Source organism: Hyphomicrobium sp. DY-1, from assembly GCF_047497105.1.
Taxonomy (GTDB): domain Bacteria; phylum Pseudomonadota; class Alphaproteobacteria; order Rhizobiales; family Hyphomicrobiaceae; genus Hyphomicrobium_B.
In genome coordinates this window covers 4,404,694-4,428,041 of sequence record NZ_CP134870.1, presented here as the reverse complement: position 1 = coordinate 4,428,041, position 23,348 = coordinate 4,404,694, and the positions used below count along the sequence as shown (strand labels likewise).

The 23,348-nt window shown below is 61.2% G+C and carries 21 protein-coding genes; 15 read left to right on the top strand and 6 right to left on the bottom strand.

Annotated elements, in window-relative coordinates; all coding sequences use genetic code 11:
• Window positions 1-94 precede the first annotated feature (94 nt).
• Together RLW41_RS21580 and RLW41_RS21575 are read left to right on the top strand one after the other, a co-directional pair.
• Window positions 95-2,410, top strand: a complete 2,316-nt coding sequence (locus RLW41_RS21580; RefSeq protein WP_409560019.1) for an efflux RND transporter permease subunit — start codon at window positions 95-97, stop codon at window positions 2,408-2,410.
• A gap of 84 nt (window positions 2,411-2,494) precedes the next feature.
• Window positions 2,495-2,872 carry a DsrE family protein gene (locus RLW41_RS21575; protein ID WP_013947844.1) on the top strand — a complete coding sequence of 126 codons (378 nt, stop codon included), beginning with the start codon at window positions 2,495-2,497 and terminating at the stop codon, window positions 2,870-2,872.
• A gap of 3 nt (window positions 2,873-2,875) precedes the next feature.
• Here the strand turns inward: RLW41_RS21575 and RLW41_RS21570 are convergent, their stop codons facing one another.
• The gene (locus tag RLW41_RS21570) at window positions 2,876-3,559 is read right to left on the bottom strand and encodes an HAD family hydrolase (protein WP_409560018.1); all 684 of its coding nucleotides are present in this window, start codon (window positions 3,557-3,559) and stop codon (window positions 2,876-2,878) included.
• 207 nt (window positions 3,560-3,766) lie between these two features.
• On the opposite strand from RLW41_RS21570, the gene rpiA reads away from it, so the two are divergent.
• The 8 genes from rpiA (at window position 3,767) to gltX (ending at window position 12,364) form a co-directional block, all read left to right on the top strand.
• Window positions 3,767-4,489, top strand: coding sequence for a ribose-5-phosphate isomerase RpiA (gene rpiA / locus RLW41_RS21565; RefSeq protein WP_409560017.1), 723 nt, complete (start codon window positions 3,767-3,769; stop codon window positions 4,487-4,489).
• Window positions 4,490-4,491: 2 nt separating this feature from the next.
• Window positions 4,492-4,989 carry a DUF2059 domain-containing protein gene (locus RLW41_RS21560; protein WP_409560016.1) on the top strand — a complete coding sequence of 166 codons (498 nt, stop codon included), beginning with the start codon at window positions 4,492-4,494 and terminating at the stop codon, window positions 4,987-4,989.
• Between the two features lie 17 nt (window positions 4,990-5,006).
• Window positions 5,007-6,389 (top strand): glutathione-disulfide reductase, encoded by a 1,383-nt coding sequence (gene gor / locus RLW41_RS21555; protein ID WP_414462826.1) that lies wholly within the window; start codon window positions 5,007-5,009, stop codon window positions 6,387-6,389.
• Window positions 6,390-6,446: 57 nt separating this feature from the next.
• Window positions 6,447-7,202, top strand: a complete 756-nt coding sequence (locus RLW41_RS21550; protein ID WP_409560014.1) for an SDR family NAD(P)-dependent oxidoreductase — start codon at window positions 6,447-6,449, stop codon at window positions 7,200-7,202.
• Window positions 7,203-7,339: 137 nt separating this feature from the next.
• Window positions 7,340-8,743 (top strand): class II 3-deoxy-7-phosphoheptulonate synthase, encoded by a 1,404-nt coding sequence (locus tag RLW41_RS21545; protein ID WP_414462825.1) that lies wholly within the window; start codon window positions 7,340-7,342, stop codon window positions 8,741-8,743.
• A 93-nt stretch (window positions 8,744-8,836) separates the two neighbouring features.
• Complete coding sequence (locus tag RLW41_RS21540; protein WP_414462824.1) at window positions 8,837-9,001, top strand: hypothetical protein; 165 nt, start codon at window positions 8,837-8,839, stop codon at window positions 8,999-9,001.
• Between the two features lie 54 nt (window positions 9,002-9,055).
• Window positions 9,056-10,780, top strand: a complete 1,725-nt coding sequence (locus RLW41_RS21535) for an NAD+ synthase (protein ID WP_414462823.1) — start codon at window positions 9,056-9,058, stop codon at window positions 10,778-10,780.
• A 213-nt stretch (window positions 10,781-10,993) separates the two neighbouring features.
• Complete coding sequence (gene gltX / locus RLW41_RS21530; RefSeq protein WP_414462822.1) at window positions 10,994-12,364, top strand: glutamate--tRNA ligase; 1,371 nt, start codon at window positions 10,994-10,996, stop codon at window positions 12,362-12,364.
• Window positions 12,365-12,430: 66 nt separating this feature from the next.
• Here gltX and RLW41_RS21525 read toward each other — a convergent pair whose 3' ends face one another.
• Entirely contained in the window at window positions 12,431-13,720 is a 1,290-nt protein-coding gene (locus RLW41_RS21525; RefSeq protein ID WP_414462821.1) for a DUF2865 domain-containing protein, read from the bottom strand.
• Window positions 13,721-13,978: 258 nt separating this feature from the next.
• Here RLW41_RS21525 and cysS point away from each other — a divergent pair, with 258 nt between their 5' ends.
• Both cysS and RLW41_RS21515 read left to right on the top strand, forming a co-directional pair.
• Window positions 13,979-15,388 (top strand): cysteine--tRNA ligase, encoded by a 1,410-nt coding sequence (gene cysS / locus RLW41_RS21520; protein ID WP_414464629.1) that lies wholly within the window; start codon window positions 13,979-13,981, stop codon window positions 15,386-15,388.
• 168 nt (window positions 15,389-15,556) lie between these two features.
• Window positions 15,557-16,714, top strand: coding sequence for a hypothetical protein (locus tag RLW41_RS21515; RefSeq protein ID WP_414462820.1), 1,158 nt, complete (start codon window positions 15,557-15,559; stop codon window positions 16,712-16,714).
• Window positions 16,715-16,854: 140 nt separating this feature from the next.
• Here the strand turns inward: RLW41_RS21515 and RLW41_RS21510 are convergent, their stop codons facing one another.
• Window positions 16,855-17,745, bottom strand: coding sequence for an SDR family oxidoreductase (locus tag RLW41_RS21510; RefSeq protein WP_414462819.1), 891 nt, complete (start codon window positions 17,743-17,745; stop codon window positions 16,855-16,857).
• A 90-nt stretch (window positions 17,746-17,835) separates the two neighbouring features.
• Here RLW41_RS21510 and RLW41_RS21505 point away from each other — a divergent pair, with 90 nt between their 5' ends.
• Window positions 17,836-18,672 (top strand): helix-turn-helix transcriptional regulator, encoded by an 837-nt coding sequence (locus RLW41_RS21505; RefSeq protein WP_414462818.1) that lies wholly within the window; start codon window positions 17,836-17,838, stop codon window positions 18,670-18,672.
• A gap of 39 nt (window positions 18,673-18,711) precedes the next feature.
• Here RLW41_RS21505 and RLW41_RS21500 read toward each other — a convergent pair whose 3' ends face one another.
• Window positions 18,712-19,149 carry a nuclear transport factor 2 family protein gene (locus tag RLW41_RS21500; RefSeq protein ID WP_414462817.1) on the bottom strand — a complete coding sequence of 146 codons (438 nt, stop codon included), beginning with the start codon at window positions 19,147-19,149 and terminating at the stop codon, window positions 18,712-18,714.
• Between the two features lie 299 nt (window positions 19,150-19,448).
• Between RLW41_RS21500 and RLW41_RS21495 the strand changes: the two genes are divergently transcribed.
• Both RLW41_RS21495 and cimA read left to right on the top strand, forming a co-directional pair.
• The gene (locus tag RLW41_RS21495) at window positions 19,449-19,958 is read left to right on the top strand and encodes a GNAT family N-acetyltransferase (protein WP_414462816.1); all 510 of its coding nucleotides are present in this window, start codon (window positions 19,449-19,451) and stop codon (window positions 19,956-19,958) included.
• Entirely contained in the window at window positions 19,955-21,586 is a 1,632-nt protein-coding gene (gene cimA / locus RLW41_RS21490; RefSeq protein ID WP_414462815.1) for a citramalate synthase, read from the top strand. The genes RLW41_RS21495 and cimA overlap by 4 nt, the downstream gene beginning before the upstream one ends.
• Before the next feature lie 25 nt (window positions 21,587-21,611).
• On the opposite strand, the gene RLW41_RS21485 is transcribed toward cimA, so the two are convergent.
• Complete coding sequence (locus RLW41_RS21485; protein ID WP_414462814.1) at window positions 21,612-22,895, bottom strand: cystathionine gamma-synthase family protein; 1,284 nt, start codon at window positions 22,893-22,895, stop codon at window positions 21,612-21,614.
• 163 nt (window positions 22,896-23,058) lie between these two features.
• A complete protein-coding gene (locus RLW41_RS21480) occupies window positions 23,059-23,298 on the bottom strand; it encodes a hypothetical protein (protein ID WP_414462813.1) in 240 nt (79 codons plus the stop codon).
• Window positions 23,299-23,348 lie beyond the last annotated feature (50 nt).

The window sequence follows — 23,348 nt, the reverse complement described above, 5'->3', positions numbered from 1 at the left end:
ACCGTCATAGTGCCATGTCACCCGGCAAAGACAAACGACGCCGGGGGGCGCTGGTGGCGACTTCTCAAATCGAAGTCGTTGGGGAGGACATTTTTTGCAGTCAGCGGAGCCGGAACGCCCGAACCTGATTTCTTTGGGCCTGAATAAGATTGGCCTATTGGGCATCAGGGCGCCGATCATATCGGCAATCATCGTCCTCATTCTAACGGCTGCTGCGGCGGCCGGCATTTCGCGCCTCAGGGTCGACGACAGCCTGTCGGAGCTGTTCCGCACCAACACCCCCGAATTCAAGATCTACGAAGAGATCGACAAGCGCTTCCCATCGAGCGAATACGACGTTCTGGTCGTCGTCGAAGGCAAGAGGCTGCTGACGAAAGAAGGGCTGACGGCCTTCGGCAATGCCGCCGCCGATCTGCAACTCATTGACGGCGTCAGCGGCATCGTGTCGATGCTGTCCGCGCGCGGCAAACCCGACGCGAGCGGATATCCCCCGCCGATCGTGCCCGACGACCTGCCCGACGATCCGGTCGAGTTCGGTAAGATCGTCGATGCCCTGAAAACCAACGACATCGTCAAAGGCAAGTTTCTGTCGAACGATGGTCAGCTCGCGCTGATGGTGCTGGCGCTCGACCGCAAGGTCGTTGAAGAGAAATCCGCGAAAGTCGTCATCGGCGAGATCGAAAACACGGCGAAGGAAGATCTCAATCCGGTCGGGCTGTCGGTGAAGCTCGCCGGCGCGCCGGTCATGCAGCTTGAGATCCGCAACGCTGTCGAGCGTGATCAGATCGTCTATAACGGCCTCGGCCTTCTCTTCGGCGCAGCGATTGCAGCGATCTTCTTCCGCCGCATATCGCTGATGCTCGTTGCCGCGCTGCCGCCGGTCATTGCTGTGGCCTGGTCGCTGGGTCTGCTCGGCTGGCTCGGGTTCAAGCTCAATCTGTTCCTGAACGTCATGACGCCGCTCATCATGGTGATGGGCTTTGCCGACAGTATGCAGATGGTGTCGGCCTTCCGCATCCGGCTGCGCGAAGGCGACACCAAGCTTCAGGCTGTCCGCTTTGCGATCCTCGTTGTCGGTCCCGCGTGCGTGCTAGCGCACGGCGCGGCGTTGCTGTCGTTCCTGGCATTGTTGTTCTCGGAATCGGGCCTCATCCGCACGTTCGGCGAAGCAGGCGCCATGGCAGTCTGCATCTCGTTCTGCGCCGTCATCGTCGTGCTGCCGATCCTGGCGCTGCTGTTCGTGCGCAACGAGAAGACGCTCGCCAAGGACCACACGCCCGCCGATGGACTGATGGACGCGCTCGGCATTTTCGTCGGCGGCATTGTCGATCGCGTCGTCAAGCATTCGGTCGTTTACACGGCCATAGCCTTTGCGCTGTTTGCCTACTTTGCCTCGCTGCATCTCGCGCTAGAGCCGCGCTATCGCCTCGCCGATCAGGTGCCTGACCGCGAGCAGGCGATTGCCGCGACCGGCCGCATCGATTCCAAGCTCACTGGCGCCAATCCGTTCCACGTCATGATCCAGTGGAAGAACGGTGCCAGCCTCTACGATCCCAAGACGCTGAAAGTGATCGAAGAGACCCACGAGGCCCTTGAAAAAGCCGCGGGCCTCGGCAACGTCTGGTCGCTCGAGAGCCTGCGTCGCTGGCTGCGCGAAAGTGGCCAGGACAACGTCGAGACGATCAAGAAATACGTCGGCCTTCTGCCGGAGCACCTCGTCCGCCGCTTCATCGCCAAGGACGAGAAAGCCGTACTCGTGACGGGCCGCCTGCCGGACGTTGACGCCAGCAAGATTCTGCCCCTGGTCCATTCGGTCGATAAGGCGCTCGATCCGATCCGCAAGGCGTATCCCGAATATCAGATCTCGGTAACGGGCTTGCCCGCGCTTGCGGCACGCAACAGCTACCGGATGATCTCGCAGCTTGACGAAAGCATTCCGCTCTGCGTGCTCGTTGCGGCCGTATTGCTGGCGCTTGCCTTCCGTTCGGTGTTCGTCGGGTTCATCAGCTTGCTGCCTGGTCTGTTTCCGGTCGTGACGGCTGGAGCGATGCTCTACTTCATGGGCGGCGGCTTGGAATTCTCATCTGTCGTTGCGCTGATCGTGGTCTTCGGACTGGGCGTCGATGCGCTGATCCACTTCCTGAACCGATTGCGCATGGAGGAGCAGCCCGGCGTCCCGCCCGAGCTTGCCATTCGTCGCGCGCGCGTTCTGGTCGGCCCGGCCATCATCCTGACGACGATCGTGCTCGCCTTCGGCCTCGGCGTGACGATCTTCTCCGACCTGCCGTCGCTTCGGCTGTTCGGCCTCGTCTGCGGCGTGACGCTGATTGCGTCGCTGGTCGCCGACCTCGTGTTCCTGCCGGCCACGATCCTCGTTTACCGCCGTTATATTAGCGGTCACGACGTTTGATGGCTTGAACACGCGTTAACGGTTGCGGCCGACGCCGGTCGCAGCCTAGTCTCGGCGCAAGTGACTCCGAGCAGGACGCCAGCCGTGACGCGCAAGCTTATCATCGTATTGGCCAACGCCAGTCCGCATAGTGACGAGTCGATCTGCCCGCCGATATTTCAAGCCTCCGTCGCAGCGTCGATGGGCTATCAGGTCGAGGTCGTCTGCACGGGCGGCGCCGCCGAAGTTCTGCGCAACGGCGTGGCCGAAGCCGTGCACGTCAAGGCGGCCGAGTGCCGGTCGGTTTACGACTTCATCAAGGAAGCACACGCATCAGGCGTCCGCTTCCATTGCTTCTCAACCGGCCTCGATAGCTGCGCCATGCGCAAGGACGATCTGATCGCCGAATGCAGCGGCGTCATTGGCGCCGCGCATTTCATCGAAGAGATCATGTCGGACGATTGCCGCGTTCTTACCTACTAGCCGTTATGAACTGACCGGCATCCCCGCGAGCTTGCCGATCGCCCCGCGTAGTTCGCGGTAATCGTTGATGACGACGTCAGGCCCGAACGACAGCACCGGATCGATGCTGTAGCCGAAGCTCACCGCCACGACCGGCACCTGCGCAGCCCTCGCCGTCCGGATGTCGGTTTCGCTGTCGCCGATCATGATGCTCTTGCCCGAATGTCCGCCGGCCAATGCGATCGTGCCCGTCAGATGCCGTGGATCAGGCTTGTAAGCGCCGAGACTGTCGCGCCCGGTCAAAGCCGAGAAATAGCCGTCCAGTTGCAGCGCTTCGAGAACGGCGCGCGCCTGCGCTTCCATCTTGTTAGTACAGACCGCGAGCGTCGCGCCTTCGGCTTTCAGCCCGTCGAGCGCTGCGACGATGTGCGGGTAGGGGACACTGCGATCGGCGATGTGGGCCGTGTAATAAGTCAGGAAGACCTCGAACAGATCGTGTAGCTCGCGTTCGGGAAGTTTTCGCCCGTGCGCCTTCACCGCGCCGTCGATCATCGCCAGTGCGCCATGGCCGACGAACGGGCGAATTTCCATTTCGTTGATCCGCTCAAGGCCGAGCGTCGAAAGCACGTGATTCGTCGCTTCGGCCAGATCCGGCGCCGTGTCGATCAAGGTGCCGTCCAGATCGAAGACGATCGTCCAACCCTGCATGAAATCTCCTCGTATTTTCATTGGTTGGCGTCGGCGGCGCGCATTCCGCACGCCACCGTCGACGCTTGACCGTAGTCGTCTCGGTCCGCTCTGTCACGGCGTCACGAATGTCTGGTAGATTTGCGCGGCTTGAAAGCGCCGCACCGCCAGCCTAGACAAGGCGCACGATCCGGCGAGCAGCAGCCGATTTTGGTCTTTGGGGGCAAGATGAGCACTGACGATTGGAAGAGGCAGGCGGCCGAGCAGGCGCTCGGCTATGTTGAAGACGGCATGAAGCTCGGTCTGGGCACCGGCTCGACGGCTGCGAAGTTCGTCGAGCTGTTGGGGGCACGCGTCAGAAGCGGCCTGAAGGTCGTTTGCGTTCCGACGTCGGAAGCGACGCGCGCCCAGGCGGCAGCCCTCGATATTCCGTTGACGACGCTTGATGAGACACCGGCGCTCGACCTCACCGTCGATGGCGCCGACGAACTCGACGAAGACCTGCGCCTCATCAAGGGCGGCGGCGGCGCGCTCCTCCGAGAAAAGATCGTCGCGGTGGCTTCGAACCAAGTCATCATCATTGCCGACAACAGCAAGCTCGTCGAGGTACTCGGCAAGTTTCCTCTGCCGGTCGAGGTCGTGCCGTTCGGACTGGCGGCGACTGTAAGTCTGATCGCCAAGCTTGCCGACGATCTGGGGCTCGACGGTGAGATCAAGTTGCGCCGTGGTACGGATGGCAAGGCATTCGTAACCGACAATGGCAACCATATTCTCGATTGCGCGTTCGGTTCGATTGACGATCCCGAAGCGCTGGACGACGCTTTAAAGCTCGTTCCCGGCGTCGTCGAGAACGGTCTTTTCCTTGGCATTGCCGATGTCGGCATCATTGCCGGACCAATGGGTGTAGAAGTCATTTCGGCAATTGAAATCGATTTCGAAGAGGATGAATAAAAATGGGCCGCTGGCTGCGAATAATTGCACTGTTTCTCGTCTGTTGTTCGACCGCGGCGCTGGCTGAAGACTCGCCCGCAACGCCACCCGATCCCGCCCGCGTCGCCGCCGCCCGCGATCTGCTTGAAGTCACCGGCGTCACGAAACAGATGGACGGCATGGTCGAAGCCATGTCGCGCGGCTTCGCCAAAGGCGCCAACGCCGACAATTCCGAAGCCGGCAAAAAGCTCTCGGCGCAATTCGACTCGAGCATGAAAAAGCTGCTCGAATATAAAGACCAGATGATCACCGACTTTGCCAATCTCTACGCCGAGACGTTTACGGCTGAAGAGATGAAAACGGTCGCCGACTTCTATCGTTCGGGGCCGGGTGCAAAGTTTATCGCCAAGACGCCTGAACTGATGAAGAAGGGCGCGGAGATCGGTATGAAATACAGCGCCAAGATCGCCGACGAAATCAAAGCCGGGCAGACGCCGCCCATCCCCACCGATCAGAAGTAAGCCTGCATAGCCAAGCGATGTCAGATTTCGAATACGACCTTTTCGTCATTGGCGCAGGTTCGGGCGGCGTGAGAGCCGCCCGCATTGCGTCGAGCCACGGCGCACGCGTTGCGATTGCCGAGGAATTCCGCATCGGGGGCACCTGCGTGATCCGCGGGTGTGTTCCAAAAAAGCTGCTCGTCTATGCCAGCCGCTTTAGCGACGAATTCAAGGACGCGGGAGGCTTCGGCTGGACGCTGCCTGAGAGGACATTCGACTGGCCGTCGCTGATCGCCGCCAAGGACAAGGAAATTTCGCGTCTCGAAGCCGCGTACCGCACGACGCTCGACAAATACAAGGTAGAGGTTTTTCCCGAACGTGCGATGTGCCTGTCGCCCAACGAGGTGCGCCTGTCAGCGTCCGGCCGGACGATCACGGCAAAGACGATATTGATCGCGACGGGCGGCCACCCCAACGTCGATCGCAAGCTTCCCGGCATCGAGCACGTCATCACCTCGAACGAAGTCTTCAACTTGAAGAAATTTCCGCGCCGCATCGTCATCGCCGGCGGCGGCTACATCGCGACCGAGTTCGCATCGATTTTTCATGGGCTCGGTTCCGACGTCACGCTGATCTATCGCGGCGAGAAAATCCTGCGCGGTTTTGACGACGATCTGCGCGACGGCCTCGTCGAGACGATGAAAGCGCGCGGCATTCGTATCATCAACGAAAAGGTTTTTACCAAGATCGAGAAGACGGCGTCGGGGCTCGTCGGCACGATCACGGGCGGCGAGACGCTCGAAGCTGACCAGATCCTGTTCGCGATTGGCCGTTCGCCGAACGCACGCGGACTGGGCCTCGAAGCCATCGGTGTCCAGATGGACCCCGAGAACGCAATCGTCGTCGACAACCATTCGCAAACGACGGTGCCATCTATATATGCCGTCGGCGACGTCACCAATCGCGTAAATCTCACGCCCGTGGCCATTCGCGAAGGCCAGGCCTTCGCCGATAGCGTCTTCGGCAACAAGCCGACGCTCGTCGATTATACGACGATCCCCACCGCGGTCTTTACAACGCCTGAGATCGGTACCGTCGGTTTCACCGAGCAGGAAGCGAAAAACCAGTACGGCGACGTGCATGTTTACAAAGGCAGCTTCCGCACGATGAAGGCGATCCTCGGCGGCCGCGATGAGCGCACACTCATGAAGCTCGTCGTACAGTCTGAGACGGATCGTGTCGTCGGCGTGCATATTCTTGGACCAGACGCAGCCGAGATCGTGCAGACGGCCGCCATCGCCGTGCGCCTGGGCGCAAAAAAATCCGATTTCGATCAAACCATGGCCTTGCATCCATCGGCCGCAGAAGAACTTGTGACTTTGCGCGAGAAATGGATGGCCCCTGGCGAAGCGGCGGCTTGATCGGGAGAGTGCACCGCCGTATGGGTTCGGCCCCCCAATCGACGACGTGAGGTTCACATGGCGCGGCTCAGCGGAAAGATCGCAATGGTAACGGGTTCCGGCGGCGGCATCGGCGCGGCGATCGCTCATCGCTTCGCTGCCGAAGGAGCGCACGTCTGGGTGACCGACATCAACGGCGAGACCGCCGAGCAAACCGTTCGCGATATCAAGGGCAATGGCGGCGCCGCGACGGCAATGGCCGTCGACGTCTCGAAAGGCCAGGACATCACGGCGCTGTTCCGCAACATCGAGAGCGCCCACGGCTACGTCGATGTTGTCGTCAACAATGCCGGCATCCTCGTTCGTGGCGAAGTCCGCCAGCTGTCCGATTCCGATTGGACGAAGCTGCGCGAGGTGAACCTCGACGCCATCCTCAGAATTTCGCGTGATGCGCTGCCGCTGCTTCGAAAGTCGAAGTCGGCGTCTCTCATCAACATTTCCTCGATCATGGCGAGCCGAGGACTGCGTCCGCTTGCGGCCTATACCGCCACCAAGGGCGCCGTCACGGCGCTGACGAAGGGGCTGGCGGTCGAATACGCGCCGTTCAACATCCGCGTGAATGCAATCGCCCCTGGCTACGTCGAAACCGCCATCACCGACCGCCTGCTGAAGTTGCCGCCCGTCAAGCAGGCCCTGATCGACAAGACCCCCATGGGCCGCCTCGGCCGCCCGGAGGACATGACGGGCGCGGCGGTCTTTTTTGCCTCCGACGACAGCCTATATTGCACGGGATCGGAACTGGCCGTCGATGGCGGCATGGGAGCCGGGCTTTAATCGCAAGGAACGCCACCCGGGACGGGCTGGCGCGGGGCGGCGATATCACCTATAAGCGCCCCGAGATAATATGCCACAGAGCAGAGGAAGGCACCGCCTCCGGGCGGGGCCCGATAGCTGCTTTTTAGGAGTTGACGATGGCGTCCAACGCCCAAGCCGAAAAATGGTCGCCAGATACCTGGCGCGGCAAACCCATCATGCAGGTGCCGGAATACCCGGACGCGCAGGCCCTCGCCGACGTGGAAGCACGTCTGGCGTCCTTCCCGCCGCTCGTTTTTGCCGGTGAAGCCCGTGAGCTGAAGAAGCAGCTTGCTGCGATTGCCGGTGGCCGTGGTTTCCTGCTTCAGGGCGGCGACTGCGCCGAGAGCTTCGTTGAGCATCGCGCCGACAACATCCGCGACTTCTTCCGCGTCTTCCTGCAGATGGCCGTCGTGCTGACGTACGCGGGCGGTGAGCCCGTGACGAAAGTCGGCCGCATCGCCGGGCAGTTCGCCAAGCCGCGCTCCTCGCCGACCGAGAAGAAGAACGGCCAAGAGCTGCCGAGCTATCGCGGCGATATCATCAACGGCACCGAGTTCACGGCCGAAGCGCGCATCCCCGATCCGCATCGCCAGCTCGAAGCCTATCGTCAGTCGGCGGCGACGCTGAACCTGATCCGCGCCTTCGCGACCGGCGGTTATGCCGATCTCGAACGCGTGCACCAGTGGAACATGGGCTTCGTCAAGGATAGCCCGCAGGGCCACCGTTATCAGGAGCTGGCGGATCGCATCGCCGAAACGCTGCAGTTCATGCGCGCCTGCGGGATCACGTCCGACAACACCTCGCAGCTCCGGACGACGAGCTTCTACACCAGCCATGAGGCGCTGCTTCTCGGCTACGAAGAGGCATTGACGCGCAAGGATTCGACCAGCGGCGACTGGTACGCGACGAGCGGCCACATGATCTGGATCGGCGACCGCACGCGCCAGCCCGATCACGCCCACGTTGAATACTGCCGCGGCATCAAAAACCCGATCGGCCTCAAATGCGGCCCGTCGATGGATGCGGACGGCCTGCTGCGCCTGATCGATCTTCTGAACCCGAAGGACGAACCGGGCCGCCTTACGCTGATCTGCCGCTTCGGCTACGACAAGGTCGAAACGCACCTGCCTAAGCTGATCCGCGCCGTGAAAAAGGCGGGCCGCTCGGTCGTCTGGTCGTGCGATCCGATGCACGGCAACACGATCTCGGCCGTCACCGGCTACAAGACGCGGCCGTTCGACCGCATCCTGAAGGAGAGCCTGTCGTTCTTCGAGGTCCATCGCGCGGAAGGCACGCACGCGGGCGGCATCCACGTCGAGATGACCGGCCAGAACGTGACCGAATGCACCGGTGGCGCGACGGCGATTTCCGAGCAGGATTTGTCGGACCGCTATCACACCCATTGCGACCCGCGCCTCAATGCTGACCAGGCCTTGGAGCTGGCTTTCCTCGTTGCTGAGCAATTGAAGAAGGAGCGGAACGCGGACACGCACATGGAGCCGAAATCGCTGATCGCGTAACGGCGGGGCCTTTTGTTCGTGACGTTTGTGTGTATGCTGAACAGCGGCCCCGCTTGGCAGGGCCGCTGTTTTCATGTCGAGGGTTTGGCTCACATGGGATTGCACATCTTCGCCGCGCTGGCGGTTTGGACGTCCGCGGCCGCAGCCATCGCGATCGAGCGCCGCCCGGCGACGCTCAGCGTCGTTCAGGAGGGCGGGGGCATGTGTTGGGACCCCGACGTCGAGTTCCCGGTCCCCTGTGGCGACGACGGCGATTAAGCCAGCGGCTTCGCGGTTCTGGACCTCGGTCGCGCCGCGCCCTAAATAGCGGGCATGACATCACCCGCTTCGCTCAAGATCGCCCTCGCTCAGCTCGACCCCGTAGTTGGGGATTTGCAAGGCAACGCTGAACGCGCCGCCCGCGCCCACGCCCGCGCCAAGGAGCTTGGCGCGGACGTCGTCGTCTTCTCGGAGCTGTTTCTCAACGGCTACCCACCGGAAGACCTCGTTCTGAAACCCGCCTTCCAGGAGGCGACGAAAGCCAAGCTCGAATGGCTGGCAGCCACCTGCACCGATGGACCCGCCATCCTGATTGGAACGATCTGGGCTGAAGGCCGAAAGGTGCACAACGCCGTCGCGCTGCTCGATGGCGGCCGCATCCAGGCGACGACGCTGAAGGTCGATCTGCCCAACTACGGCGTCTTCGACGAAAAGCGCGTGTTCGCACCCGGACCACAACCCGGTCCGCTGAATGTCCGCGGCGTACGCATCGGTGTGCCCATCTGCGAAGACATCTGGAGCACCGAAGTCGTCGAGACGCTGACCGAGACGGGCGCAGAAATTCTCGTTTCGCCGAACGGCTCGCCGTTCGATTGGCCGAAGCCCGACGCCCGCATGAATGTCGCCGTCGCGCGGGTCACCGAAAGCAACCTGCCGCTCGTCTATCTCAATCAGGTCGGCGGCCAAGATGAGCTGGTGTTCGACGGCGCGTCGTTCGTGTTGAATGCCGACCGCAGTCTCGCCGTGCAGCTTCCGGCTTGGCGCGAAGACGTGTCCGTAACGGAATGGACCCGCACGCCATCGGGCTGGGTCTGCCGGAAGGACAAGGTCGCGAAGCTCACCGAAGGCAAAGCCGCCGCTTATCACGCCTGCGTTCTGGGCCTTAAAGATTATGTCGAGAAGAACGGCTTTCCGAGCGTCGTGCTCGGTCTGTCTGGCGGCATCGACTCCGCGCTCGTCGCGGCGATAGCCGTCGATGCGCTGGGACCGGAGCGCGTTCACGCCGTGATGCTGCCGTCGAAGTACACCTCCGACGAGAGCCTCGAAGACGCCGCCGCCTGCGCCAACGCGCTCGGCATTCGCTACGACAAAGTTTCGATCGAGCCCACCGTCGCCGGCTTGACCTGGAGCCTGAAGGATCTCTTCACAGGGACCAACGCCGACATCACCGAAGAAAATCTGCAAAGCCGCGTGCGCGGCACGATCCTGATGGCGGTGTCGAACAAGTTTGGCGGGATGGTCGTGACCACCGGCAACAAGAGCGAAATGTCCGTCGGCTACGCGACGCTCTACGGCGACATGAACGGCGGCTTCAATCCGATCAAGGACCTCTACAAGACGGAGGTGTACGAGTTGGCGCACTGGCGCAATGCGCACGTGCCGGAAGAAGCGAAAGGACCGGCGGGCATCGTCATTCCAGAGCGCATCCTGACCAAAGCGCCGACGGCGGAGCTTCGCGCCAACCAGACCGATCAGGATTCGCTGCCGCCCTATGCGGAGCTGGACGACATTCTGAATTGCCTCGTCGAAAAGGAAATGCCGCTTGCGGACGTCGTCGCGCGCGGCCATTCGGTCGAGACGGTGAAGAAGATCGAGCGGCTGCTGTACCTAGCCGAGTACAAGCGCCGCCAAGCCGCGCCCGGCGTCAAGATTTCCTCGCGCAACTTCGGCCGCGACCGCCGCTATCCGATCACGAACAAATTTCGTGAGGATGTGATGCAGGCGGACCAGAAAGCGTCTCCGGTCCCAAAACCTCCAATAGTTGCCAAAGGCGCCTGACGCCAAACCATCGCTCCGTCATGCCGACGGAGGTCGGCACCCAGACAATCTTCAGCATGCTCAATGTCGAAATTGTCTGGATCCCGGCCTGCGCCGGGATGACGGCAAGAATCAAGCGCCTCGCCGCCGCCTCACGAGAATGTCGAACAGAACTTGCGTTCGACGGTGCGCACGCTAGGTTGCGCGCAAATCCGATCATCAACCGAGCTTTTCATGAACCCACGCGTCCGCTTTGCTCCGAGCCCCACGGGCCGCATCCATATCGGCAACATCCGGACGGCGGTGCTCAATTGGCTTCTCGCCAGAAAGTACGGCGGCACATTTCTGCTTCGGCTCGACGATACCGACACCGTTCGCTCGACCCAGGAATATGCGGACGCCATCTGCGATGACCTGAAGTGGCTCGGTCTCACCTGGGACGAGTTCGCGCGACAGCAGGATCGCACGGCCTTGTACGACGAAGCTGCTGACGCTCTGAAAGCCAGCGGCGCGCTCTACCCGTGCTTCGAGACGGAAGAAGAATTGGACCGCCGCCGCAAGCGCCAGCTCGCGATGCACAAGCCGCCGATCTACGACCGCGCCGCGCTGAAGCTGTCCGATGATGAGATCGCAACCCGCATCGGTCGTGGCGACAAACCGCATTGGCGCTTCCGACTACCGAACACGGAAGAGGAGCGCGGGCTCGCGCCGCAACCCACGCTCGTGTCGTGGAACGATTTGATCCGTGGCGACCAGACCGTCGATCTGGGTTCACTGTCCGATCCGGTGCTGATCCGCGAGGACGGCACGTATCTCTACACCTTCACCAGCGTCGTCGATGATGTTGCGTTCGGCATCACGCATATCGTGCGCGGTGAGGATCATGTCACGAACACTGGCGTGCAGATGGCGATCTTCGAAGCGATGGGCGCAACGCCGCCCCAGTTCGGCCATCACTCGCTGCTTGTCGGCGCCGACGGACAGGCTCTGTCGAAACGCCTCGGTGCGCTGTCCGTGCAGAGCTTCCGCGACGATGGGCTGGAGCCGATGGCGGTGCTCTGTCACGCCGCGCTCGTCGGCACCTCTGATGCGATCGAGCCATTCAAGTCGCGCGATGAGCTGGCCGCCAAACTTGACTTCGCAAAAATCTCGACCGCGCCAGGACGCTTCGACGTCGCCGAACTGAAGACGCTCAACAGCAAGCTGCTGCACATGCTCGACTACGCTGATGTTGCGGATCGCTTGCGCGCGCTCGGCATCGAGGGCTGCGAAGACTTCTGGAATGCCGTGCGCGGCAACCTCGAACTTTTTGCTGATACGCAGGACTGGTGGACGGTTGTGGCGGGAGACATCGATCCGGTCATTGAAGATTCGAAAGTGACCGTCGCGGGCGCGTCGCTGCTGCCGCCTGAGCCGTGGAGCGAAGCGACTTGGTCGGAATGGACCGGCGCGATCAAAGCTCAAACCGGCGCGAAGGGCAAAGCGCTCTTTCACCCCCTGCGCCTCGCGCTGACGGCACGTGAAGCCGGACCCGAGTTAAAATTCCTGCTGCCGCTGATGGGCCGCGACCGCGTTCTTGCCCGCCTGGAAGGTAAGAGAGCTTAGCGGATTGCCATCATCATCCCCGGCTCTCGACACGGCTGCGCCGTGCTCGGCCGAGGATGACGAAAGTTACTGCTGCGGCTGGGCTTCGGTTTGCCAGCCGCCGGCGCCGATGGACGGAGCGGTTTGCGGCTGCGCCTGCGGTTGTCCGCCCGCATCCGGGAGCGTTTCGCTCTGAACGGCGGCGGCCCCCGTTGTCATCGGCTGTTGCGACGTAGCCGCATCAGCCCGGTGCTGTCCTTGAAGCGTCTGTAGGGCGCCTTCAACCCTCTTGTCACCATCGGCGGGGGTATAGTCAGCCGCCTTGCACGAGCAGCCGTTGACGTATTCCTTGCGATACCGGAACGCGAACTTGAGCTTAGTGTACGGTTCCTGATCTTTCATCGCGACCGCTTGTTCGACGGTCCCGCCGGGATTGGGATAATAGAACAACTCCGACGGCGCCGCGCAGTGCGACGAGCAAACGTCCGCGTCATGATCGAAATGGCTGGGCAGTGTCGAGAAGCTCACCGGGAAATAGAAGCCGTCGCATAGACGGACGCACAGCGTGCGATAGGTCTGCGCACCGTTCGCAGCGCGTGGGTTCCAGGTGTTGCCACCGCTCGATTCTTCATCTTCCCACATGCCGCCGGTGTTGCCGTCTTCGCGCCGGGCCATCGCAGAGTAATTTGCGCCGCAGTTATTGCGCGCAAGCTCGCGGATGATGTCGTCCTGATACGACCGGCCAGACGAGCCGAGGATATCTTGCCGCTGCGCATCGAGATCGGAAAGCCGCCGCTTCGAATTGTCGACCTGCCGGGCAAGGTCCTTACACTGCGGGATGTTCTTCAGCGACTTCGTGAACAGGAAGTATTCGTAGCAGCCACGATCGAGCCGCGCTTGCGTCTGGTCGACGGTGGTTTCGAGCTGGCGAATTTCGCCTTCGATGCGAGGCAGATCGGCCTGCGACTGGCCGTTTTTCTTGTTCTCCTGCACAAGCCGCTGCTCAAGCTGCAGACAGATCGGGTTGCGATAGCTCGATGCCGAAGATTGCGGCGGCGCGCTGGGCTGCACGGGAACGCCGGCCTGGGGGGGCGGGGCGGCCGGATAGCCGGGCTGCGGCGGAGCCGACGGATACGCCGCGGGCGGCGGTCCCTGCGGCGGAGGCATGGGCGCGGGCGAAGGTTCCCGGTAGACAGGCTCCTGCGGTACGGGCGGACGGTCGCCGCCGTCCTGCCGGTCGTCACCGCCGCCGCCGCCGAACGGCCACCAGCTCTGGGCCGAGGCTACTTCCGAGACGAAAAGCAAGGCAATTGCCGCGGCGGCAAGTGCAAGCGCCAGCCGGCGAACGGTCGTGTTGATTGGACTTCCTTGGCTCACGCCTGCTCCCAACGTCCCCTAGACGGAATGCGCGCGCAACGCTCGAAGGCGCTCAAAAATCACGCATTCCGGACCCTAAGCAGCGATTTGCTAGCGGGTCAATTGGGAGCAATTGAGACATTCTACGTTTTGCAAGCGGTTTCAGCAGCTTGACGGATGTGGAAAGGAGCGGATAAGGCCCGGCTGCAGACTTATCCCCGCGCCGTGCAGCTATGGCATACTGCGGAAATCATGAATGACGATGGACGAGGTCCGGCTTTGGCGCTGAAACTTTACAACACGTTGACCCGCCAGAAGGCCGCGTTTGAGCCGATCGATCCAAAGAACGTCCGCATGTATGTCTGCGGCCCGACGGTCTACGACTACGCGCACATCGGCAATGCCCGCCCGGTCATCGTGTTCGACCTGCTGTTCCGGTTGCTCCGTTATATCTTCAAGCCGGGTCACGTGACCTACGTCCGCAACATCACCGACGTCGACGACAAGATCAACGCCCGCGCTGCGCGCGACTATCCCGACCTGCCGCTGAATGAGGCGATCCGCAAAGTTACGCAGGCGACGGAAGATCAGTTTCACAAGGATATCGACGCACTCGGCGTTTTGCCGCCGACGTACGAACCGCGCGCGACCGAATACATTCGTCGCCCGGAAGGCGGCGAGGACATGATCTCGATCATCGAGACGCTGGTGAAGAACGGCCACGCCTACGTCGCGGAAGATCACGTGCTGTTCGACGTTGCGTCGATGCCGGATTACGGCCGCCTTTCGAACCGCTCGTTGGATGAGATGGAAGCCGGTGCCCGCGTCGAAGTCGCGCCCTACAAGAAAGGGCCGATGGACTTTGTGCTGTGGAAGCCGTCAAAGCCCGGCGAGCCTGCTTGGCCGTCGCCCGCCGGTATCAAAACGCCGGGGCGCCCAGGCTGGCATATCGAATGCTCGGCGATGTCGGGCGCGTTGCTCGGCCCCGTATTCGACATTCATGGTGGCGGCATCGATCTGACGTTCCCGCACCACGAAAACGAAATCGCGCAGTCGCGCTGCGCGCATGGCACGTCGGTGATGGCGAACGTCTGGATGCACAACGGCTTTCTGCAGGTCGAAGGCGAGAAGATGTCGAAAAGCCTCGGCAACTTCATCACCATCCGCGAGCTGTTGAATGACGGTTGGCCGGGCGAAGTGCTGCGGCTCAATATGCTGCGCACGCACTATCGCCAGCCGATCGACTGGACGAAGAAAGGCCTGGAAGAGAGCCAGAAAATTCTCACTGCTTGGTTTGCACTCGAGGGCATCGATACCAACAATCGCAATGTGATTCCGCCCGCCGTTCTCGAAGCGCTCGAAGATGATCTCAACACGCCGAAGGCCATTGCAGAACTGCACGGGCTTGCGGCCGCCAAAGATGTGAAGGGGCTCGGCGCCGCGCTAGGACTCTTGGGCTTCGACGGCTCCTCATTGAAGGCCGCCGACGCACGCGCGGCAGAAAGCGCTCAGGCTGTTGCGGCGACCATCGAGCCGCTAATCGTAGCGCGCCTCGAAGCCCGCAAGCGCAAGGACTTCAAGGAATCGGACCGTATCCGCGATGAACTCGCTCGCATGGGCATCACGCTGAAAGACGTGAAAAACAAGGACACCGGGGAGATCGAAACCACCTGGGAAGTTGCTCGCTAGGCGACTGCAACCGAATCGAATCATCGACACCGGCTATCAATGACTGTCAATAACCTCAGGCGGATAATGCACGTTTGATATAGGCTGACCAACAAATGTGGATGGCAGATATAGGCCGTTTGACATAGCTCCCACGCTGCCTCAGCCTGGAATGGTTGGGGGGGCCCCATGATCAAACGCGCAATTTTGCATATCGGTGGAGAGAAGACCGGTTCCACGACACTGCAGCGTTTTTTGACACGGAATGCCGCGCTTCTAAAGCAAGCGGGCTTCTTTTACCCTTGTGCGTCGAATGACATCTGCTTCGAGCACGATGCGCATTTTCCCGTTGCCGGCGCTCTCATCGACGGCGACGTCGAGTTCGTCTCTGCCAAACGCCAACCCATGCTACCGTCGGTGCTGGCGCATCTAGCGCAAAGCGCACGCGCGGCGAACGGCAATCTTATTCTGTCGTGCGAGCATTTCTCATCGCGCATCACGCGGCTGCAGCAACTTCAAAAGCTGCGCGACGCGCTACCGACAGATGACATCAAGATTGTTTTTTACGCACGTGAGCCGTCGGAGCTGGCTTTGGCGTCGTGGTCCGAGAGCATTCGGAACGGGAGTCATCACAGGTTCAGCGCCGACCAGATTTTGCCTCAGGCTCGTTTCTTCAACCATTTGCAGACACTCGATTTATGGGCGGAAGCTTTCGGCAGAAGCAACTTGATCGTGCGAGAGTATGACCGGACGCAAATGGCAGATGGCGATATTCGGCGGGATTTCTGCGAGCAACTCGGCGTGGAGATCACAGATCCGCTGCTCGATGACGACCGGAATATCTCACTCGATTTGCAACGCCTTGAAGTTCTTCGCCACCTTAATGAAACCCTGCCGAAGTTCAGCGAGTGCGCGGACGGTTGGCGGCGGGCACAATGCATTCGAGTTTTGGTCACGGAATTTATCCCCGAAGGTGAGCCGCTCGGGCGCCTGCTGAGCATGCACGAATCCAACGCGATCAAAGCGCGGTTCAGCGAGGTCACGCAAGAACTCAACAGCCGATATTTCGACGGTCGGCTGTCACGCAAATGGTTTCCGCAGGACATTCCCGCCGACCCCGAGCCAAATAGCGTCACGGCCCTGCAAGAGGCCGAGGTCATCCAGGCTTTGGTCGCTACGATCACGCGCATGGCTGAACGAACGTCTGAGGATGGCGCCTCGCATGCGGTCGGGGGGGCTCGGGCGTACCGGAAAAGACGGCTTCGCAACACTCGGCGGAAGTTGAAACAGGCTCTCCAGGTAACGAAACAACGGCTGTTAGCGCCGTTCGAAGCCCGCGGCGCTTGATTGAAGGTGAGCCGAACGGTCGCTCCGAATTCGGCGCGCGATAGTCGCTGAATATAAGGGCGAATGGGCTCCCTGGACGGGACCCGCTGAGAGGCCGTCGGGCGTACGGAAGACACGCCCGACGACAAAGACAAATCACCTCAACCCGCGAAATACCCCGGCTGCCCAATGTCGGCGATGAGCCCGATCTCTTTGGGCGTCCACCCAAGCCGCTGCTGCGTCAGAGCACTGGATGCCGGCATGTCGAGACCGGCGAACATCGCGAGCGGGCCGAAATATTCGCCGGCTTCTTCTTTCTTGATCGACAGCAGAGGCACGCCTACGGCGCGAGCGACGATCTCCATGACATTAAGCATAGGCACGCCTTCCTCGCTGACGGCGTGATATATGCTGTCCGCCGTGCCTTTCTCCAACGCGAGCTTATAGACGCGGGCCACATCCAAGACGTGCGCCGCTGACCACCGTTGGCTCCCGTCGCCGACATAAGCAGCCACGCCTTTCTGGCGCGCGCTTTCAACGAGATAAGAAATCAAACCGGCCTTTCCTTTGGCGCCATGCACTTGGGGAAGGCGTATCGCCATCGCCCGTGCGCCGCGCGGCGCGTAAGCCAGTCCTGCCTGTTCAGAGACGCGCGGTATGTGAAGGCCGGCCTCACGCCTCATGTCTTCGGTGACGACCACGCCAGGAGCGATCAACCCCGTTCCCGATGTGACGATGAAAGGCTTATTCGTGCCTTCGAGTGCATCCCCCATCGCTTCGATGGCGCGCTTGTCGATCTGTCCGTTCCCCGCGAATTTCGCGAAATCATGGATGAATGCGCAGTGGATTGTCCCATCGGTCTCGCGAGCGCCGATTTTAAGACTATCGAGATCTTGCAGGTCGCCACGGTGCACGTCGGCACCCGCCGCAGTCAGCGCCGCCGCCGCATCATCTGAGCGTGCCAAGCCCAGCACCTGGTGTCCGGCGCCAAGCAATTCATTGACGACAGCGGAGCCGATAAAGCCCGTCGCGCCGGTAATAAAAACACGCATGATATCCTCCTCAGTTACGTCGGAGGCTATCTCGTGCTAGCGTCTATGCTGGTAAAGACGTGAGTTTATACGGGTATAATCACTAATACGATGAGTTTATCGGACACCAAAGAAAGCGCGCTCGGCGCTTACCTGCGAGATCGCCGGACGAAGCTCGATCCCGCATCGTTCGGCTTGCCGCTCGTACGCAGGCGCACGCCAGGACTCAGGCGCGAGGAGGTGGCACAGCGCGCTAACGTCAGCGCCACTTGGTACACGTGGCTGGAGCAGGGGCGCGGCGGTGCGCCATCCGCCGATGTGCTCGACCGTATCGCACGTGCGCTGATGCTGACGGACGCGGAGCGCGAGCATCTTTTCATTCTGGGCCTTGGCCGCCAGCCGGAGGTGCATATCAAGGAAGATGAAAGCATCACACCGCGTCTGCAGCGCGTGGTCGACGCTTTCGAGATCAGTCCCGCGATGATCAAGAACGCGATGTGGGATGTCGTCGCCTGGAACCGCGCGTTCGCAACCGTCCTGACCGACTATGGCAAGCTACCGCCGGAGAAGCGCAACCTCTTGCGCGTCGTCTTTAGCGATCCTCAAGTTCGCTCGGTGCAGTACGATTGGGAGAGCGTTGCGCGGTTCATCGTGGGCGTTTTCAGGGCGGACGTGGCGCGGATAGGCGCGACTGCGCGCGTGAGTGCACTGGTCGATGAGCTTTGCCAGTCGAGCCCGGATTTCGCACGGCTATGGCGCGACAACGATGTGCGCAACTACGGGGGCGGAATGAAGAAGCTCCGGCATCCGGTTCTCGGCACCGTCACGTTCGAATATTCGGCATTTGCCGTCGATAGCCGCCCTGATCTTGGAATGATCGTATACAACCCCGCGACGCCCGAAGACGCCGAGCGAGTAAAGTCTTTGATCCGTTCGGCCGGCGGTTGAATCCTAAAGCCTGTGTGCTTTTCGGGTGACGACCTAGGCCTACGAGCGGCCTTCGTGATGCGGCACTCCGTCAATCAGCCGGAAAAATGCCGTGAGGCGGGCAGCGTCATGAAACTGCTCCAACCGCGAGATCTGCATGCCGCGAAACATCACGATCTGACGATATGTGCCAGAATGACTTTGTCCCGTTTCTCTATCTTTCAGGAAATAGGAGACGCGCGAACGTCCTATACCGGCGTGAAATTGAAAAGCTTCAACCACCGCCATTCCGGTGGCCTTCGCGTTGATGTCTCTTAGGAAAACGCCCATGGCGTCCTTGCCCTGGATGACCAGAGGGGGAGAGGTGCTGTCGACTGCATTGCGCTGAAACCATAGATCATCGGCATAGGTGCGGAGGACACCCTCGATATCGCCGGCGCTCCAGGCGCGGTGCGCCTCATCAATGATGGCTTTTGCCGTTGCGAAGTTCAGCGACATTCGTCGGTCTATTCAAAGGCCCGCTGTGTGCACGGTTAGTCCGTACCGACAGTTTCGGGCAGGCACTCGACAACGTCAAAGGAATTACGGCGGCGATTTTTGGTTATTCCGAGGGTAATGGCTCGGCGGAAGAGCGAAAAATATGGCACGGAAGGAGGTCAACAGGGGGCTTGCATCGGCCCCCGCATGGGGGTAGGCCCATCGCAGCATCCCATAAGCCCTGGCGACACCAGAGAAGGCCGGTTAACGCCGGTCCGCGCCGGTTTGTTTAGCCCAGACGTTTACCCTCAGACGCAGCCATGTCCAACGAATACCCGCTCCGCCCCTTCCTGCCCGCCGATGCGATGGCACTGCGCGATCTTTTCGCCCAGTCCATCGACGAGCTGACGGTCGATGACTATGACGAAGATCAGAGGCTCGCTTGGGCCGCCAGCGCCGAAGATGCCGCCGAATTCCGCGCCCGCTTGGCGGCGGCCTTGACACTTGTCGTCCAGCTCGACGGTGAATATCTGGGTTTCGGGTCCCTTAAGGACAATAAAACCATCGACATGCTCTACGTGCATCCCGACTACGCAGGCGAGGGGGTTGGCACCGCGCTGGCCGATGCGCTGGAGAAGATCGCAGGCGCCAGGGGCGCCGAGGCTGTCACGGTCGACGCAAGCGACACGGCCGTGCCGTTCTTTGAAAACCGAGGCTACGTCGCGACGCAGCGCAATTCTGTTCCGCGCGACGACCAGTGGCTTTCCAACACGACCATGATAACGCGGCTCGCCGAGAGCCAACCGAAGAAAACGACCGAACCGTCATGAGCAAGGAACGCCTTTATCTTTTCGATACGACGCTGCGTGACGGCGCGCAGACGACGGGCGTCGACTTCTCGCTCGAAGACAAGCGCCGGCTGATGCGCGTGCTCGACGACCTCGGCATCGATTATATCGAAGGCGGCTATCCAGGCGCCAACACGACCGATACGGACCTGTTCGCGTCACGTCCGAATTTTAATTCGGCGCGATTCACCGCGTTCGGCATGACGAAGCGGGCAGGGCGGTCGGTCTCGAACGATCCTGGCTTCCAGGCAGTCTTGCAGTCGGCAGCCGACAGCATCTGCCTCGTCGCCAAATCGTCGGACTATCAGGTTCGCGTCGCGCTCGGCATCACGAACGAGGAAAATCTCGAAGCCGTTGATCAATCGGTGCGCGCCGTCGTCGAGACGCAGCGCGAAGCCATGATCGACTGCGAGCATTTCTTCGACGGCTACAAGTCAAACCGCGACTACGCCATCTCCGTCGCCAAAACCGCCTACGATGCCGGTGCGCGCTGGGTGGTGCTGTGCGATACCAACGGCGGCACGCTCCCGCATGAGGTTGAGCGCATCGTCGCCGATGTCGCCAAGCACGTGCCGGGATCGCACCTCGGCATCCATACGCATAACGACACCGAAAATGCCGTCGCTAACACGCTGATGGCGGTCCGCGCAGGCTGCCGTCAGATCCAGGGCACGTTGAACGGCCTCGGCGAGCGCTGCGGCAATGCCAACTTGACGTCCATCATTCCGACGCTGCTCTTGAAAAGCGAGTTCGCGGAATACTTCGAAACCGGCGTCACGCCGGAGAAGCTGCGCACGCTGACGCATGCGAGCCGCGTTCTCGACGAGCTTTTGAACGAAGCGCCGAACCGCCACGCGCCGTATGTCGGCGAAAGTGCCTTCGCGACCAAGGCCGGCATTCACGCGTCGGCGCTTCTGAAAGCGCCAGAGACTTATGAGCACGTTCCGCCCGAGAGCGTCGGCAACGAACGGCGCATCCTCGTCTCGAAGCAAGGGGGGCGGTCATCGCTGACGTCGGCGCTCGAACGCCTCGGCCTGCCGTCCGATAAGGACGATGCGCGCGTGCAGGCGCTGCTGGACGAGGTGAAAGCGCGCGAGGATCAGGGCTATTCATACGAAGCCGCTGAAGCCTCGTTCGAGCTTCTGGCCCGGCGCGCGCTCGCCACCGTACCTCGCTATTTCTCGGTCGATAATTTCCGCGTAACGGTCGAGCGCAAGGAAGAGCGCTCCAGAGCCCGCAACGGCAACGGCACCGTTTCACAGGCTGTGGTCACCGTTTCGATTGCGGGTGACGACGCGGCGCTGGTGTCGGTCGGCGAGGGGAATGGTCCGGTGAACGCGCTCGATAAGGCGTTGCGCAACGACCTCGGTCGCTATCAGAAGCACATCGAGAATGTCGAGCTTGTCGATTACAAGGTTCGCATCCTCACGCAGACGCGCGATGGCGGTACCGCGTCCGTCACGCGCGTTCTCGTCGAAAGCCTCGACATGGAAACCGGTGAGCGCTGGACCACCGTCGGCGTCTCGCCCAACATCATCGACGCCAGCTTCGAAGCACTGCTCGATAGCATCAACTACAAGCTCCTGCGCGACAACGCCGTTGCAGGATGACCGCCTTCACTGCAAGCGCTGTCACCTAGACTGCCGAAAGCGCTTGCGTGAGATCGGCAATGAGGTCGTCAGGATGCTCAATCCCGATTGAAAGCCGGATCGTTCCTTCAGAGACGCCGATGGCTGCACGAACGTCGGCCGGAACGCCGGAGTGCGTCGTCGAAGCGGGATGGCATGCCAGCGATTCCGTGCCCCCCAAGCTAACCGCGAGCTTGAAAATTTCCAGCCGGTTCAAAAACTGAAAGGCTTGGCGCTCGCCGCCGGCAATGTCGAATGAGAATGTCGAGCCTGCGGCTTTGCATTGTGTTTTGAAGACGCGATGCTGCTTCGTTCGGGGTTCGAGGAAAGCCAGATAGTGGACTTTGGTAACCGCCGGATGATCGCGTAGAAACTTAGCGACGGCCGTCGCATTTCTGTTGGCACGCTCCATGCGAAGTTCCAGCGTTTCGAGCGAACGGCCAAGCATCCAGCAGGAATGCGGATCGAGTTGCGTTCCGATCGCGCCGCGCAAAAGTTTTACGGGGCGGGTCAGTTCCGTGCCGCCAAGAACGGCGCCGGCAATGAGATCGGAATGGCCACCGACGTACTTCGTCAGAGAGTAGATCGACAAGTCCGCTCCGAGCGCCAAGGGTTTTTGAAATAGTGGTCCTAGGAGCGTGTTGTCGCAAATGAGAATGGCGCGATGCCCTTGCTGCTTTGACGTTTCCTCCGCAATGCGCTTGACGAGCGCGATATCGACCAGCGTATTCAGCGGATTTGACGGCGTTTCGATCAGGAAGAGCGCAATGCGCCCCTTCGTTTGCGCAAGTGCAACGGCCGCGCGCACGCTTGCTTCATCCACGCCATTGGCAAAGCCGACCGCACGAATGCCTAAAGGTTCAAGCGTCCGCGACAGAAGCGTTTCTGTGCCGCCATAAAGCGGCTGCGAGTGGACGATGACGTCGCCAGGCCGCGCAAAGGCCAGCACCGTCGTCGAGATGGCGGACATGCCCGACGAGAACAAGATGCACGCGTCCGCTTCCTCGTAGACCGCGAGACGTTCCTCCACGATCTCGCTGTTGGGATGGTTGAAGCGCGAATAGACGAGGCCCGCCGACGTCCCTTTTGGCGGCTGCTTTCGGCCCGCAACGTAATGAAAGAAATCGCGGCCTTCTTCCGCCGATTTGAACACGAACGTCGAGGTCAGGAACACCGGCGGCTTGACCGCGCCTTCCGACAGAAGCGGATCGTAGCCATACCCAAGCATCAAGGTTTCGGGGTGAAGTTTGTGCTTGCCGATATGGGTTTTAGACGGGCGCGGAGGAGCCATGACGTGCGGCCTCGGGTTGGCGGCCGGGATCGCAAGGCGCTTAAGATTCGCAATCCGAGACGCGATTCAACAAAAAGACAGTATGTTTGTCTTTGAGCGGGGAGGAGTCAAACGAGGCGCGATGTTTTGGTATTGCCGGTCAGCTAAAGCGCGCGCGGCAAGCCTACATCCAGCTCTTGCCGTCTTCCGCCTGGCATCCCGCGGGCGGCAGTGCGTTGGGAAAGTTCGCGTGCAGCTTATCGCAACCCCATTTACGGAGCGGCGCGGGGAGCGCGCTGTTGATCTGAATGCCCGTCTCATCGTACGGGCTCGTCTTGTTCGTCACGTAACTATACCAGCGCTGACCGAAGAAAATAACGAACGCCACGAAAGTGATGACGACGATACGGAGTGCTCTGCGCATGGGGGAACCCTAATTCATCTGCGAACCCCACGCCATGCCGCGCGAATGTG

Bases quoted from the DNA above. Each gene is read 5' to 3' on its own strand.
- RLW41_RS21570 (WP_409560018.1), bottom strand. From the start codon at position 3,559: ATGCAGGGTTGGACGATCGTCTTCGATCTGGACGGCACCTTGATCGAC.
- rpiA (WP_409560017.1), top strand. From the start codon at position 3,767: ATGAGCACTGACGATTGGAAGAGGCAGGCGGCCGAGCAGGCGCTCGGC.
- RLW41_RS21560 (WP_409560016.1), top strand. From the start codon at position 4,492: ATGGGCCGCTGGCTGCGAATAATTGCACTGTTTCTCGTCTGTTGTTCG.
- gor (WP_414462826.1), top strand. From the start codon at position 5,007: ATGTCAGATTTCGAATACGACCTTTTCGTCATTGGCGCAGGTTCGGGC.
- RLW41_RS21550 (WP_409560014.1), top strand. From the start codon at position 6,447: ATGGCGCGGCTCAGCGGAAAGATCGCAATGGTAACGGGTTCCGGCGGC.
- RLW41_RS21545 (WP_414462825.1), top strand. From the start codon at position 7,340: ATGGCGTCCAACGCCCAAGCCGAAAAATGGTCGCCAGATACCTGGCGC.
- RLW41_RS21540 (WP_414462824.1), top strand. From the start codon at position 8,837: ATGGGATTGCACATCTTCGCCGCGCTGGCGGTTTGGACGTCCGCGGCC.
- RLW41_RS21535 (WP_414462823.1), top strand. From the start codon at position 9,056: ATGACATCACCCGCTTCGCTCAAGATCGCCCTCGCTCAGCTCGACCCC.
- gltX (WP_414462822.1), top strand. From the start codon at position 10,994: ATGAACCCACGCGTCCGCTTTGCTCCGAGCCCCACGGGCCGCATCCAT.
- RLW41_RS21515 (WP_414462820.1), top strand. From the start codon at position 15,557: ATGATCAAACGCGCAATTTTGCATATCGGTGGAGAGAAGACCGGTTCC.
- RLW41_RS21510 (WP_414462819.1), bottom strand. From the start codon at position 17,745: ATGCGTGTTTTTATTACCGGCGCGACGGGCTTTATCGGCTCCGCTGTC.
- RLW41_RS21505 (WP_414462818.1), top strand. From the start codon at position 17,836: ATGAGTTTATCGGACACCAAAGAAAGCGCGCTCGGCGCTTACCTGCGA.
- RLW41_RS21500 (WP_414462817.1), bottom strand. From the start codon at position 19,149: ATGTCGCTGAACTTCGCAACGGCAAAAGCCATCATTGATGAGGCGCAC.
- RLW41_RS21495 (WP_414462816.1), top strand. From the start codon at position 19,449: ATGTCCAACGAATACCCGCTCCGCCCCTTCCTGCCCGCCGATGCGATG.
- cimA (WP_414462815.1), top strand. From the start codon at position 19,955: ATGAGCAAGGAACGCCTTTATCTTTTCGATACGACGCTGCGTGACGGC.
- RLW41_RS21485 (WP_414462814.1), bottom strand. From the start codon at position 22,895: ATGGCTCCTCCGCGCCCGTCTAAAACCCATATCGGCAAGCACAAACTT.
- RLW41_RS21480 (WP_414462813.1), bottom strand. From the start codon at position 23,298: ATGCGCAGAGCACTCCGTATCGTCGTCATCACTTTCGTGGCGTTCGTT.